Source organism: Buttiauxella warmboldiae, assembly GCF_003818135.1.
Lineage (GTDB): Bacteria > Pseudomonadota > Gammaproteobacteria > Enterobacterales > Enterobacteriaceae > Buttiauxella > Buttiauxella warmboldiae.
Genome location: NZ_RPOH01000007.1, coordinates 1 through 13,642, shown reverse-complemented (window position 1 = coordinate 13,642; position 13,642 = coordinate 1). Strand labels below are relative to the sequence as shown.

The window sequence follows — 13,642 nt, the reverse complement described above, 5'->3', positions numbered from 1 at the left end:
TCTGCGCTTCCGCCAACATTCAGGCCCCAGCTTAGCAATAAGCTGGGGCTTTTTCGTTTCTGCTTTCTGTTCTTCTGCAAGTCAACGCTGGAAGCCTCTATTTCTCACTCAGCTCAGGGCGCGTCGTTAAACGAATCAGCAGCCCACAGAGTGCAGCAAAAGTTGCCAGCCCAACCATTCCCGTCCAGCCGAATATTTCCAGCGCTTTACTGCCCAGCGTGGCACCAGCCGCCATTCCAATAAATATCACCGTAAACATAATGGCATTCAGGCGGCTGCGGGCTGCCGGGTTAAGCGCATAAACAATAGTCTGATGCGCCACCAGCGAAGCCTGAATGCCGAGATCAAAACCAATCGCGCTGATAACGATGACCGTCAGCTGGGCCGGGACGGGCAGCAGCGGCAGAATAAACATCAACGCAAAGGAGATAACGACCAGCGCCGCAGCTATTTTGGTCACAAAATTTGCGCCGCGGCGGTCGGCAAGTGAACCCGCGAGTGGGGCTGCCAGTGCCCCCGCAGCCCCTGCCAGGCCAAACGCGCCGGCTACCGCACTACCAAACTGGAAGCGCTCTGCGAGCATAATCGCCAGCGTTGACCAGAAGGCGCTGAAGGCAATTGATAGTAGCCCCTGTGCCAGAGCGGCACGGCGCAGAGCGGAATACTCCATCCACAGTTTGCCCAGTGAACGCAGCAGAGCAGGGTAGCGCAGCGTCGTTTCCGGCTTGAACGTGGGCAGTATGTACCAGAGGGTCAGTGTGACGATCCAGACGCCCGCGGCTGCAATGGCATAAACGCTGCGCCAGCCCAGAAACTCCGCCACGAAGCCACTAAAAACGCGCGACAGCAGAATACCTGCCAGCAGCCCGGTCATCACCATACCAACAATTTTTCCCCGCTTGTTAGCAGAAGCAAGCGTTGCGGCGGCAGGAATAATGTCTTGTGCCACCGTCGCAACCAGGCCTATCGCCAGGCTGCTGAGCAGCAGTACATGCCACGAAGAGGCGAATCCACACAGCAGAAGCGCGAGTGAAAGCAGAGTACCTTTAATCAGGATGATACGGCGGCGGTCAAAACGGTCGCCCAGCGGGGCGAGCAATAAAATGCCGAGCGCATAACCAATTTGCGTAAGTGTCGGCACCAGGCCAACGTCCCCCACCCGGGCATGAAAGGTGCTGCCGATAATCCCGAGCATCGGCTGGCTGTAATAGATTGAGGCCACGCTCAGACCCGCGCCAAGGGCGAGGAGAAAAACAATGGTGCCAGACAGTTTACTGTCGGTAGCAGGTGGGATAACGGCGGAAAGCTGGCTCATGGCGCGCTCCAGTAAGTTTGTGTGCGGCCATTTTTATCGTTATTCGCCTCAGGTTGTAGCCCCTGATGGCGTAAAACTGTTATACACTTAGCGCATGAGAAAAAACTTTATTTTCGCTGGCGACCGTATAGCCATTTTGCAAACCTTCGTGCGTATCGTTGAAAGCGGCAGCCTTTCCGCGGCCGCCGTGCAGATGGATACCACCCAGCCCACCATCAGCCGACGCCTGCAAAGTCTCGAGCAGATGCTGGGCGTTAAGCTGATCCAGCGCACCACCCACAGCATGAAGCTAACCGACGATGGCGAGCGCTGTTATCAGCATGCGCGGCGGCTGATTGAAAACTGGCAGCTTCTGGAAGATGAGGTCAGCGGCGTGCGGGACGAGCCTGCAGGTGTATTACGAGTTCGGGCCCCCCATGCTTTTGGGCAGGATCAGCTTATCGAGCCGCTTGGGGAATACCTGCGGCGTTATCCGCAAATTAATATCGAATGGATCCTTAACGATCGTTCGCCAGACTTTATCCCCGAAGGCATTGATTGCGCGATTCACGTCGGAGCCATTACCGATCCTTCCGTCGTTGCCGTTTTGCTGGCTGAAGTGCCGCGTATTGTGGTGGCGGCCCCTTCGCTGCTTGGCTGCCACGGGGTGCTCAATCAGCCCGGTGATTTGGCGCAGCTGCCGTGGGTGGCGCTGAGTAGCTTCTATCGCAATGAAGTGACGTTAAATCAGATAGCCAACGGTGAACCCTTTCGCTTTGCTATTACGCCAAGGCTAAGCACCGATAGCCTGTATGCGGTACGCAAGGCGGCGATCAACGGGCTGGGGGTTGGAATGGTTTCTTCATGGGTGGTGAAAGAGGATCTGGAGCAGGGGAGATTGCAGCATGTTTTACCGGACTGGCAGGCAGCACCGCTGCCCATCTATCTGCTTTATCCTTACGCGAGCTATTACCCGGCGCGCTTGCGCAAATTTATTGAGCTAATGAAAGAGGTCATGCCGGGCCTTACCGGAACGCGCTCTGCGCGCTGAATAGTTCGCTACTGCCTTTACGGGCGATATTTGGAAAATACGGGTTTGGCTAACTGAATAGCATGGAACCAAACCCGGGCGCAAAGTTAGAACTGGTAGCTGTAGTTAACGCTGGTGAACCAGAGATAAGGGTGATCATAGCGCCCCTGCAGCGCCTCCGGCGACTGCACTTTGGAAGACTGCATATGCAGATACTCAACGGCGAAACCAATATTGCTCGCCGGAGTCAGCTGGTACTGCGCCCCCGTTGCAAAACGCCATTCGTCCCCGGTTGGGAGCGTCATCGCCACATCGCCTTGATCCCGATACGGTGTGCTATCAAAGGCGACACCGGCATTCAGCCGCCACAGTTCTGTTGGGCGGTACTGCACGCCCAGCGCGGTATGCCAGGTATCCTTCATCCGGCTACTATTATTAATCTGCTGGCCGACCACGGTAATCTGCGGTGCGCCAAACTGGCTCCAGTCCTGCCAGCCCAAATCGCCCATGACCGACCACTGTTTGTTAATGTCATGTACCAGGCTTAACATCAGCTGCTGCGGCGCATTAACCTGTGCGCCGATCGGCAGATCGTATTGCACATTTGGCAGGTTCGGCAAACGGGCTTTGCCGTCGAGAGTAAAGTCGTATTCGGTTTTACTGTTCCAGGTGACACCCGCACGGGTCTGGTCGGTCAACTGCATCAGTAAACCAAGGCGGTAGCCCATTGCCCAGTCATGATCTTTTTGTTTCTCATCGACACCGTCGACATGACGGGTCAATGACAAAAAACCGTAGTTAATATTGGCAGAGGCGCCGAGAGAGACGCGGTCGCTGAGCTTATAGGCCAGAGAGGGGCTGAGGGTCATCGCCATTAACGTGCTTTTCTTAATCAGACGATCGCCAGCCCAGTGGCCAAAATCAATGCCGAGACCGTAATTACCATATAGCCCGATCCCGGCGTACAGATCGTCATTGATTTTTTGACTGTAGAAGCCACTGGCGTTCGGCATCACCTTCATCACATTGCCAGGGCTCTGGCGTGCTGAATTATCCAGCTGATAGTCAATATTTCCGCCTAATGCCTGCAGGCCACCGGTAATCATCCTGTCCGGTAGACGCGTCATCCCGGCGGGGTTAGTGACAATGGTGGAGGCATCCTGAGCGCGTGCGGCCTGACCGGCTCCGGCCAGCGCGGTATCTTCAGTACCGATTTCATAAAAATAGAGCGCGCTTGCGTGTGAAAATGTAGAAAACAACAAACCAGAGCATATTATGGCGATTTTTTTCATGTGCCTGCAGCCTTACTCTTATTGATATTTATTGTTGATGTATCCAGCCTACCTGCCGTTCTCTTTGCCAGAGCAGGCAAAGTGACGGGGAATACTCTCTGCTTCATGATTATCTCCGTGCTAATAAGCCATCTTGATCCATCCGACTGCGATGTTAAGCCATCGCCATCGCAATCGGATGGATGGGGAGGCAATACTACTCAACCCCTGGCAGAGATAATGTGTTTTATTGTCACGACTCGTATAACCGCATCAGTAATAAATCGGTTGCATAATGAACGGTTTGCTAGCGTGCATTCTGGCTGGACATTACAATTTGTAGCAGCAGAAAGGCGCTTTCGCCAATTTGCAGCAGCGGCGCGGAAGTTCAGGCAACACTGCGCGTCACGCATCAGATTAATGGTGACTGAACGGAGTGAAATGTTATTGCCGGAAGGAAAAGTTTACCCGGTGTGAGATCGGATAATAAATCAGAGGGAAATCGTGACGCTCCCCCGTCGCCGACGGGGGAGCGTGAGCTAAACGTTTTTTCGCTCGATGGTTTGCTCGCCCCAAAATAGCGAATCTTTATCGGTTTTTTTAAATGCCAATAACAGCACCTCGTCGCTGCCATTTTCCCAAATTTTCTCAGCCATTTTTTCATCGTAATTTGCCACTTCAAAAATAGCCTCCGCTATTTCAGGAGAAGTGTTTCTCAAACTGGCCCATTCACCCACATGATGAATTTTTGATTGTTGATTCTGCATGTTCTCCTCCAGTATTTAACGCGATTTAACCGTTGAGTTTCACTGCCAGACCCGCCACATACTCACCCTGGTAGCGAGCAATCGAGAGTTCATCCTGACTCGGCTGGCGTGACCCATCGGCACCGGCGATAGTGGTTGCGCCATAAGGCGTGCCGCCGCGAACCTGCGAGATATCAAACAACTCTTGCGCAGCATAGCCGATTGGAACAATCACCATTCCGTGATGGGCAAGCGTTGTCCACGTTGAAGAGATCGTGTGCTCCTGGCCGCCGCCGGTGCCCGTGGAACTAAACACGCTGGCCAGCTTGCCGTGTAAACCGCCCGATGCCCATAAGCCACCGGTTTGATCGAGGAAGGTTCGCATCTGGCCGGACATATTGCCAAAGCGGGTAGGCGTGCCAAAAATAATTGCGTCGTAATCGGCAAGCTCCTGGGGAGTGGCTTGCGGGGTATCTTGCGTCTTACCCCCAGCTTTCTGGAAGGCGTCTGCTGGCATTGTTTCCGGGACTCGCTTCACGGTCACCTCTACGCCATCAACTTTTTTTGCACCTTCTGCCACAGCGCGTGCCATGGTTTCGATGTGTCCGTACATTGAGTAATAAAGCACCAGAACTTTAGCCATTTACTTCACTCCTTTCCATTGACGCAGCGATTGCCGCACTCATTTAAAGATATGTGCTGTGGCCCAGAGTGCAAACCGGCGTGCGCTTTCCTTGACCAGGATTAAATTCCTCCTTCACCGCGGATTATGTCGCATTAAGTCACATTTTCGTGCGGTGACTATTTCACTAAAAATAAGAAAGTCTTATGTATTAAGCGGCGATAAAATCACCCGCTTTGGTGATTACATGTTGCAAGATATTACCTGTGGCTGGCCGGTTATCCTGATTGCACTAAGCTTATAAGCACGTGGCAACGTTAAGTGACGTTGAGTTAAGCCACGAGGTGAAAGAATTTTCTTTGACCGAATATAGTATGATGACTTAACTATTTCACCAATCTGGAGGTTAGAAATGGCAAACCATCGTGGTGGGTCAGGTAATTTCGCTGAAGACCGTGAAAGAGCATCAGAAGCAGGTCGTAAAGGTGGCCAGCACAGCGGGGGGAACTTCAAAAATGACCCGCAGCGTGCCTCAGAAGCAGGCCAGAAAGGGGGTAAAAATAGTCATGGCAAAGGCAGTAGTAAGTAGCCAGGCTCGCGCAACAGGTTGAGTTGTCTGATGATATTTTGACAGCCTGCTGACACTCCCGGCCGCCGGTTTTTACCGGCGGTTTATTTTGCCTTTCACTTGCAGTGATTGATACCTACCCGCAAACTAGTACCTCCCTTATAGATCCCGCTTTATCCTGGTACTTTCATGTCAGCCCTATTGCGCCGTTATCAACTTTCCATCAAGCCACAAGAAGCGATCCTGATCCTTATCACCATGTTCTGGGGTGGGACTTTCCTTGCGGTACAATATGCCATGACCATGAGCGGGCCGTTCTTTTTCGTCGGTTTACGTTTTGCAACTGCCGCTCTCGCAGTGGCGCTGCTGGCGATAAAATCAATGCGCGGCCTGACCTGGCTTGAAGTAAAGGCCGGGGTGTTGATTGGCGTTTCCATTGCCCTCGGCTACAGCATGCAGACCTGGGGTTTGCAGACTATCGCCAGCAGTAAATCGGCATTTATTACCGCTATGTATGTCCCGCTGGTGCCCGTGTTGCAGTGGATCTGTCTGGGTAGAATGCCGGGCATTATGTCGTGGGTTGGCGTGGCGCTGGCATTTATCGGTTTGGTTTTCCTTGCCGGGCCTGATGGTACTTCGCTCACGCTCGGCGCCGGTGAAATCATTACGCTGATTAGCGCGCTGGCGATTGCCGCAGAAATTATTCTCATCGGCGCGTGGGCGGGCAAAGTCGATATTAAGCGCGTCACCGTCGTGCAGCTTGCCACCGCCTCGATTGTGGCTTTCACCGCGATGCTTCCGGCGGGTGAACGCGTGCCGCCCTTAACCCCAAGCCTGTTGGGGATTGCGTTAGGGCTGGGGATTTTCAGCGCCATTATTCAGGTCACCATGAACTGGGCGCAGCGCAGCGTTTCGCCAACCCGTGCCACCGTCATTTACAGCGGCGAACCAGTGTGGGCGGGTATTTTTGGCCGTATCGCCGGAGAAAGATTACCGATGCTGGCATTGCTGGGCGGCGCGTTGATCGTGCTGGGCGTACTGGTGAGCGAGTTAAAACTTAAACGTAAGAAGAAACCGGCACCTTTAGCGGTGTCAGAGCATGAATTACCACGTCAGGAATCTTGATGAAACCACTGGCACAGGGTGCGGCAGCAACGAAAGAGACCGGGCGGCGCTCTCAGGCCGTGGCGGCGAAAAGGCAGGCGATTCTGGCCGCCGGGCTGGAGTTCTTCTCCCAGTACGGCATTCATGGTACCAGTATCGAACAGGTGGCGGAGCGCGCGGCAGTATCAAAAACCAATCTGCTCTATTATTACCCGTCGAAAGAGGCGCTCTACGTCGCGGTGCTAAAACAGATCCTGGATATCTGGCTGGCACCGCTGCGGGCATTTCGTGAAGATTTACAGCCGCTGGTGGCAATAAGCGAATATATCCGCCTGAAGCTGGAAGTTTCCCGCGATTATCCGCAGGCCTCACGTTTGTTCTGTCTTGAGATGTTACAAGGCGCACCGTTGCTTAAAGAGGAGTTAAGCGGGGATTTGAAAGCGCTGGTGGATGAGAAATCCGCCATTATTGCCGGTTGGGTCGCAAGCGGGAAACTGGCAGCGGTGGAGCCGCACCATTTGATTTTCATGCTGTGGGCCACTACTCAGCACTACGCCGATTTTGCAAGCCAGGTTGAGGCCGTGGCGGGCAGTAATTTAAGCGACGAAGATTTTTTCCGCCGCACGGTGGAAAATGTGCAGCGGATGATTATCGAAGGGATTCGGGTACGTTAACGCGGCGGGAAAACACAGCTTACGTCACCTTCTTCGCAGCTGAGCGTACTTTTGAGCAGCTCAGCGCGTTCGCGGGTTTTGTCCGTCATGCATTGAGCGTGCACCATGGGGGCGATGGATGCGCCCTCAGCGCCAGATGTTAAGAATGCACAGTCGGCGTCGCGATAAGCAATCCACGCATTTTGCGCCGCTTTGAGCTGGGTTTTCTGGGTATCAGAGGCGATTTTTATCGCCTCTTTGTAAGCCTGATTAAGTAACTCATCCTGCTTTTTATATTCGTTACTGGCGCACTCGTTAAGCCCGGCCTGCGAAGTTGCCGGGTCGCAGCTATCGGCCAGAACGTTTGCACTTAGCAACATGCCCGTCATCAGTAAACAAACGCGTTTCATCTTCATTCCTCGAATAAAAAGGCTCCGCGCAGGAGCCAGTTTAGCGTAGTGAAAACTTAGCCGATTGTCATCAGGCTGGCGTTGCCGCCTGCGGCTGCGGTGTTCACGCTCAGCGAACGCTCAACGTACAAACGCTCCAGCAACAGGTTGGTTTCGCCGCGAGCAAAGCCCTGTACCGAAACAATCGCGCCATCGCGCGCCGCTACTTTTTCACACAGCGTGCGCAGCTGATCGGAATCGCCGTGGTAAATCACCGCGTCAAACGGCTGACTTAACAGCGCATCTTCTTTCGCGAAGTCGATCTGTTTTTGCACCAGCGCAGGCAGCGATTTTGCCAGCTCTCGGTGTAGCTTGTCTTCAGCCCACAAGGCGCGGCTGCCCACACTTGTCACCGCCGCCAGCTGCACTAACGCGTCTTGCTCGTTATCTGCGAGACATAACACGCGCTCACGCGGCATTAACGCATACGTGTTGCGCTCGCCCGTTGGCCCCGGCAGCTGACGCAGGGTGCCGCTTTGTGCCAGATGTGCGAAGCGTGCGCAAGTTGCGGGTAGCTCACCTTTTTTCACCGCCCATTGTGCCAGCGCCTGGTGAGCTTCCTGAAGGCTGGCTTTCAGCGTGGTATCCACCGGCAGTTCGGCATCCTGGCGGTTGAAGGTGGTTTGCAGCGCGCTGTCCGGGCGGTTTGCCAGCAGGCGATACAGATAGAGCGGGCCACCGGCTTTCGGCCCGGTGCCGGATAAACCTTCGCCGCCAAACGGCTGCACACCCACTACCGCGCCAACCATATTGCGGTTGACGTACATATTGCCGACATGGGCCGAGCCGGTCACCTGGGCAATGGTTTCGTCGATACGCGTGTGGACGCCAAGCGTCAGGCCATAACCGGCGGCGTTGATTTGGTTAATCAGCGCCTGCAGGTTGCTGCGGCTGTAGCGCACCACGTGCAGCACCGGGCCAAACACCTCTTTTTGCATCTCATCAAAGCTTTCCAGCTCAATCAGCGTCGGTGCGACAAAGGTGCCGCTGTTCCACTCTTTGGCATCAACGCTGTTATCACGCGCGGCCTGGAATACTTTGCGGCCTTTAGCGCGCAGCGTCTGAATGTGCTGCTCAATATTCTCTTTTGCCTCAGCGTCAATCACCGGGCCGATGTCGGTGGTCAGGCGGCCCGGGTTGCCCATGCGGCATTCCGCCATGGCACCGCGCAGCATTTGCAGCGTATGCTCGGCGACATCTTCCTGAATACACAACACGCGTAAGGCAGAACAGCGCTGGCCTGCGCTATCAAATGCTGATGCCACGACATCCACTACTACCTGTTCGGTAAGCGCCGAAGAATCGACAATCATCGCGTTCAGACCGCCAGTTTCGGCAATCAGCGGCGTTGGGCGACCTTGTGGATCAAGGCGATCTGCAATGTTACGCTGCAGCAGCGTGGCAACTTCGGTCGATCCGGTAAACATCACGCCGCGCACGCGTGAATCGCCCGTCAGCTGAGCGCCCACCGTTTCACCACGGCCTGGCAGCAGCTGCACCACGCCCGCCGGTACCCCGGCTTCCAGTAAAATATGAATACCCTGTGCGGCAATCAACGGCGTTTGTTCTGCCGGTTTTGCCAGCACGCTGTTGCCTGCGGCAAGGGCGGCAGCAATCTGACCGGTGAAGATGGCCAGCGGGAAGTTCCACGGGCTGATACACACTACCGGACCGAGAGGACGATGCGTTTCGTTGTCGAAATCATCACGTACCTGTCCTGCATAGTAGTGCAGGAAATCCACCGCTTCACGCACTTCGGCAATCGCGTTGCTGAAGGTTTTACCGGCCTCACGCACCAGAATGCCAATCAGCTGCTGCATCTGGCCTTCCATCAGCACTGCCGCACGTTCGAGGATCGCGGCGCGTTCTTGCGGTGGGGTGGCGAACCAGATTGGCGCGTTATTTACCGCGCTTTCTAACGCCAGTGAAACTTCATCCCGGGTGGCTTCACGAGTAAAGCCTACAATGTCGGTTGGCTCGGCCGGGTTTTTCACCACCGCCAGCTCGCCTGCGGCCACCGCATGTTCCAGAATGGGCAGCGCCTGCCATTTTTGCGCGGCACTATTGAGCAGGGCGGAAGAGAGCGACGCCAGGCGGTGTTCATTGGCCAGATCCAGCCCGCTGGAGTTGGTGCGGTTGGCGCCGTACAGCTCTTTCGGCAGCGGGATTTTGGGATGCGGTAAGCCGAGCTGGCCCTCTTTGGCCGCGATCCCTTCGATAGCGGTGACCGGGTCTGCAACCAGCTCATCAAGGGGTAAGGTGTTATCGGCAATACGGTTAACAAACGAGGTGTTCGCGCCGTTTTCCAGCAGGCGGCGTACCAGGTACGCCAGCAGCGTTTCGTGGGTACCGACCGGCGCATAAATACGGCAAGGGCGGTTAAGTTTGCCCTCGGCAATTTTGCCAACCACCTGGTCATAAAGCGGCTCGCCCATGCCGTGCAGGCACTGGAATTCATACTGGCCGGGGTAGTAGTTTTGCCCCGCCAGGTTGTAAATAGCCGCCAGCGTGTGGGCGTTGTGTGTTGCAAACTGCGGGTAAATCAGGTTTGGCACGGCCAGCAGCTTTTTGGCGCAGGCGAGATAAGAGATATCGGTGTAAACCTTGCGCGTATAAACCGGATAACCTTCAAGGCCGTCCATTTGCGCGCGTTTAATTTCGCTATCCCAGTATGCGCCCTTCACCAGGCGAATCATCAGGCGGCGACGGCTGCGGGAGGCGAGATCAACCAGGTAATCAATCACCAACGGGCAGCGTTTTTGGTAGGCCTGAATCACAAAGCCAATCCCGTTCCAGCCAGCCAGTTCAGGCTCAAAGCAGAGTTTTTCCAGCAGGTCGAGGGAGATTTCCAGGCGGTCAGCCTCTTCGGCGTCGATATTAATCCCCACGTCGTACTGGCGCGCCAGCAGGGTTAAGGATTTCAAACGCGGGTACAGTTCTTCCATCACGCGGTCGTACTGCGCGCGGCTGTAGCGCGGGTGCAGAGCCGACAGTTTGATGGAGATCCCCGGCCCTTCATAAATGCCGCGGCCATTTGAGGCTTTACCAATCGCGTGGATCGCCTGCTGGTAAGAAACCATGTATGCCTGCGCGTCGGCGGCGGTGAGTGCGGCTTCGCCCAACATATCGTAGGAGTAGCGGAAACCTTTTTCTTCCAGTTTACGGGCGTTGGCCAGCGCTTCGGAGATGGTTTCACCGGTCACAAACTGCTCGCCCATCAGGCGCATCGCCATATCCACACCTTTGCGGATTAACGGCTCGCCGCTTTTGCTGATGATGCGGTTAAGCGAATGCGAAAGGCTGGCTTCGTTATGGGTGGAAACCAGGCGGCCGGTGAACAATAAGCCCCAGGTTGCCGCGTTGACAAATAACGATGGGCTGCGGCCAATATGCGAGTGCCAGTTGCCGTTGCTGATTTTGTCGCGGATTAACGCATCGCGCGTGGCTTTGTCGGGAATACGCAGTAACGCTTCGGCCAGGCACATTAATGCCACACCTTCCTGTGAAGAAAGTGAAAATTCCTGCAATAAACCCTGTACCATGCCCGCCCGGCCTGTCGCACTCTTCTGATTGCGCAATTTATCGGCGAGTTGATAAGCCAGCCTGTGGGTTTGTTCGGCGATAGCCGGGGAGAGACGAGCCTGCTCAAGGATCATCGGCACCGCATCGGTTTCCGGGCGGCGCCAGGCGGCAGTGATGGCCGCGCGCGTTACGGACTGCGGCAGGATTTGCTCGGCAAAATCGAGGAACGGCTGGTGCGTTTCTTCAGGCTGCGGGGCGGCTTCTTCGCTTTCGTTGGCGGCACCCGCCAGCAGCGCGGGAAGTTCTGGCAATTCGTCGTTATTTTCCAGGCGTTCGAGGTAGTTAAAGATCGCCTGTTTAATCAGCCAGTGTGGGGTACGGTCAATGCGTGATGCGGCTTGTTTAATACGCTCGCGGGTGGCGTCGTCAAGTTTAACGCCCATAGTAGTCGCCATGCTCCAGCTCCAGATACCCATGAGGGCGGGTAACGAATAACAGGGTTGATAGAAATTAGCTGGCAATATCTATCATGTTGCAACTTTGTGCAACCTTGTTAAATGTGAGCTGAGTTACAAGCTGAAAAAAGAGTGAGTTGTTAAATCAAGAATCAGAAGACGGGCTGGCTGGTTAAGGACAGATCGGGTGATTACACCGATGGAGTTAACATTTTCTTGCGGTGCAACCGTGAAAAACGTGAGCGAGTGCAACCTCCTGCAAAAAGCTATTTTTTGTACGGTGAATTTATTGTGAATAACGTGTTAAATCGTTGCGGTGAGAAATTATTAAATAAGCCATGTCGCGTTCCGGCATGGCGATAACGGAGAACTTGCATGAACATGAGTACACCAATGCTGGTGACTTTCTTTATCTATATCTTTGGCATGATATTGATTGGGTTTATCGCCTGGCGTTCAACCAAAAACTTTGATGACTACATTCTGGGCGGTCGCAGCCTGGGAAGCGTCGTCACCGCATTATCAGCAGGCGCATCCGACATGAGCGGCTGGTTGCTGATGGGCCTGCCGGGCGCGATCTTCCTTTCCGGTATTTCGGAAAGCTGGATTGCCATCGGCCTGACCGTGGGCGCGTACATCAACTGGAAACTAGTTGCGGGCCGTCTGCGTGTTCACACCGAAGTGAACAACAATGCGCTGACGCTGCCGGATTATTTCACCGGGCGTTTTGAAGATAAGAGTCGCATCCTGCGTATTATCTCGGCGTTGGTGATTTTGCTGTTCTTCACCATTTATTGTGCTTCTGGCATCGTGGCAGGGGCGCGTCTGTTCGAAAGCACCTTCGGCATGAGCTACGAAACGCACTGTGGGCGGGGGCTGCGGCAACGATCCTTTATACCTTCGTCGGCGGATTCCTCGCGGTGAGCTGGACCGATACCGTGCAGGCGAGCCTGATGATTTTCGCCCTGATCCTCACGCCAATCATGGTGGTGATTGCGGTCGGCGGGTTCGATGATTCGATGGCGGTTATCAAACAAAAAAGTATTGAAAACGTCGATATGCTCAAGGGCCTGAATTTCGTGGCGATTATTTCGCTGATGGGCTGGGGCCTTGGGTACTTTGGCCAGCCGCATATTCTGGCGCGATTCATGGCGGCGGACTCGCATCACACCATCGTTAAAGCGCGGCGCATCAGTATGACGTGGATGATTCTGTGCCTCGCGGGAGCCTGTGCGGTGGGCTTCTTTGGTATTGCTTACTTCTCCAATAACCCAGCGCTGGCGGGCGCGGTCAATCAGAACGGCGAACGCGTATTTATTGAGCTGGCGCAGCTGCTGTTTAACCCATGGATTGCGGGCATCTTGCTTTCCGCTATTCTGGCGGCGGTGATGTCCACCCTGAGCTGCCAGCTGCTGGTGTGCTCAAGCGCGATTACCGAAGACTTGTACAAAGCCTTCTTCCGTAAAGATGCCGGGCAGAAAGAGCTGGTGTGGGTCGGGCGCTTTATGGTGCTGCTGGTGGCACTGATCGCCATTGCGCTGGCGGCAAACCCCGAAAACCGCGTATTAGGCCTGGTGAGCTATGCGTGGGCCGGTTTCGGCGCAGCGTTTGGCCCGGTGGTACTCTTCTCGGTGATGTGGTCGCGCATGACACGTAATGGCGCCTTGGCGGGGATGATCATCGGCGCCGTGACGGTTATTGTCTGGAAACAGTTCGGCTGGCTGGGGCTGTACGAAATCATTCCCGGGTTTATCTTTGGCAGCATCGGTATTGTGGTGGTTAGCCTGCTTGGTAAAGCACCGGGTGCCGCAATGCAGCAGCGTTTTGCGCAGGCGGATGAGATTTACCACGCGGCGCCCCCAACAAAGCTGCAATCTGAATAATTTCGCATACCGTTCGTTCTGCGGACGAAATCAATAAATTGATTT

10 protein-coding genes and 1 pseudogene are annotated in these 13,642 nt (G+C 54.8%); 5 read left to right on the top strand and 6 right to left on the bottom strand.

Annotated elements, in window-relative coordinates; all coding sequences use genetic code 11:
• Positions 1-97: 97 nt before the first annotated feature.
• Positions 98-1,315 (bottom strand): MFS transporter, encoded by a 1,218-nt coding sequence (locus EHN07_RS02190; protein WP_124022583.1) that lies wholly within the window; start codon positions 1,313-1,315, stop codon positions 98-100.
• A 94-nt stretch (positions 1,316-1,409) separates the two neighbouring features.
• Here EHN07_RS02190 and EHN07_RS02185 point away from each other — a divergent pair, with 94 nt between their 5' ends.
• Positions 1,410-2,345 carry a LysR family transcriptional regulator gene (locus EHN07_RS02185; protein WP_124022582.1) on the top strand — a complete coding sequence of 312 codons (936 nt, stop codon included), beginning with the start codon at positions 1,410-1,412 and terminating at the stop codon, positions 2,343-2,345.
• Between the two features lie 86 nt (positions 2,346-2,431).
• Here EHN07_RS02185 and EHN07_RS02180 read toward each other — a convergent pair whose 3' ends face one another.
• The 3 genes from EHN07_RS02180 to wrbA form a co-directional block, all read right to left on the bottom strand.
• On the bottom strand, positions 2,432-3,616 hold the full coding sequence (locus EHN07_RS02180; protein ID WP_124022581.1) for an OmpP1/FadL family transporter: 1,185 nt from the start codon (positions 3,614-3,616) through the stop codon (positions 2,432-2,434).
• Positions 3,617-4,134: 518 nt separating this feature from the next.
• Entirely contained in the window at positions 4,135-4,362 is a 228-nt protein-coding gene (locus EHN07_RS02175) for a YccJ family protein (protein ID WP_124022580.1), read from the bottom strand.
• Positions 4,363-4,387: 25 nt separating this feature from the next.
• Positions 4,388-4,984 carry an NAD(P)H:quinone oxidoreductase gene (gene wrbA, locus EHN07_RS02170; RefSeq protein WP_124022579.1) on the bottom strand — a complete coding sequence of 199 codons (597 nt, stop codon included), beginning with the start codon at positions 4,982-4,984 and terminating at the stop codon, positions 4,388-4,390.
• 391 nt (positions 4,985-5,375) lie between these two features.
• Here wrbA and EHN07_RS02165 point away from each other — a divergent pair, with 391 nt between their 5' ends.
• The 3 genes from EHN07_RS02165 (at position 5,376) to rutR (ending at position 7,309) form a co-directional block, all read left to right on the top strand.
• On the top strand, positions 5,376-5,552 hold the full coding sequence (locus EHN07_RS02165; protein ID WP_034456279.1) for a con-10 family general stress protein: 177 nt from the start codon (positions 5,376-5,378) through the stop codon (positions 5,550-5,552).
• Between the two features lie 168 nt (positions 5,553-5,720).
• The gene (locus tag EHN07_RS02160) at positions 5,721-6,656 is read left to right on the top strand and encodes a DMT family transporter (RefSeq protein ID WP_124022578.1); all 936 of its coding nucleotides are present in this window, start codon (positions 5,721-5,723) and stop codon (positions 6,654-6,656) included.
• Positions 6,657-6,664: 8 nt separating this feature from the next.
• On the top strand, positions 6,665-7,309 hold the full coding sequence (rutR, locus tag EHN07_RS02155) for an HTH-type transcriptional regulator RutR (RefSeq protein ID WP_124022584.1): 645 nt from the start codon (positions 6,665-6,667) through the stop codon (positions 7,307-7,309).
• Here the strand turns inward: rutR and EHN07_RS02150 are convergent.
• Together EHN07_RS02150 and putA are read right to left on the bottom strand one after the other, a co-directional pair.
• Positions 7,306-7,698 (bottom strand): lysozyme inhibitor LprI family protein, encoded by a 393-nt coding sequence (locus tag EHN07_RS02150; protein ID WP_124022577.1) that lies wholly within the window; start codon positions 7,696-7,698, stop codon positions 7,306-7,308. The two genes, rutR and EHN07_RS02150, sit on opposite strands and share 4 nt — an antisense overlap.
• Positions 7,699-7,754: 56 nt before the next feature.
• The gene (gene putA / locus EHN07_RS02145; protein ID WP_124022576.1) at positions 7,755-11,714 is read right to left on the bottom strand and encodes a trifunctional transcriptional regulator/proline dehydrogenase/L-glutamate gamma-semialdehyde dehydrogenase; all 3,960 of its coding nucleotides are present in this window, start codon (positions 11,712-11,714) and stop codon (positions 7,755-7,757) included.
• Between the two features lie 375 nt (positions 11,715-12,089).
• Between putA and putP the strand changes: the two are divergent.
• A pseudogene (putP, locus tag EHN07_RS02140) lies at positions 12,090-13,597 on the top strand (sodium/proline symporter PutP).
• Positions 13,598-13,642: the final 45 nt, after the last annotated feature.

Coding starts and splice junctions, on each gene's coding strand:
- EHN07_RS02190 (WP_124022583.1), bottom strand. CDS start 1,315: ATGAGCCAGCTTTCCGCCGTTATCCCACCTGCTACCGACAGTAAACTG.
- EHN07_RS02185 (WP_124022582.1), top strand. CDS start 1,410: ATGAGAAAAAACTTTATTTTCGCTGGCGACCGTATAGCCATTTTGCAA.
- EHN07_RS02180 (WP_124022581.1), bottom strand. CDS start 3,616: ATGAAAAAAATCGCCATAATATGCTCTGGTTTGTTGTTTTCTACATTT.
- EHN07_RS02175 (WP_124022580.1), bottom strand. CDS start 4,362: ATGCAGAATCAACAATCAAAAATTCATCATGTGGGTGAATGGGCCAGT.
- wrbA (WP_124022579.1), bottom strand. CDS start 4,984: ATGGCTAAAGTTCTGGTGCTTTATTACTCAATGTACGGACACATCGAA.
- EHN07_RS02165 (WP_034456279.1), top strand. CDS start 5,376: ATGGCAAACCATCGTGGTGGGTCAGGTAATTTCGCTGAAGACCGTGAA.
- EHN07_RS02160 (WP_124022578.1), top strand. CDS start 5,721: ATGTCAGCCCTATTGCGCCGTTATCAACTTTCCATCAAGCCACAAGAA.
- EHN07_RS02150 (WP_124022577.1), bottom strand. CDS start 7,698: ATGAAACGCGTTTGTTTACTGATGACGGGCATGTTGCTAAGTGCAAAC.
- putA (WP_124022576.1), bottom strand. CDS start 11,714: ATGGCGACTACTATGGGCGTTAAACTTGACGACGCCACCCGCGAGCGT.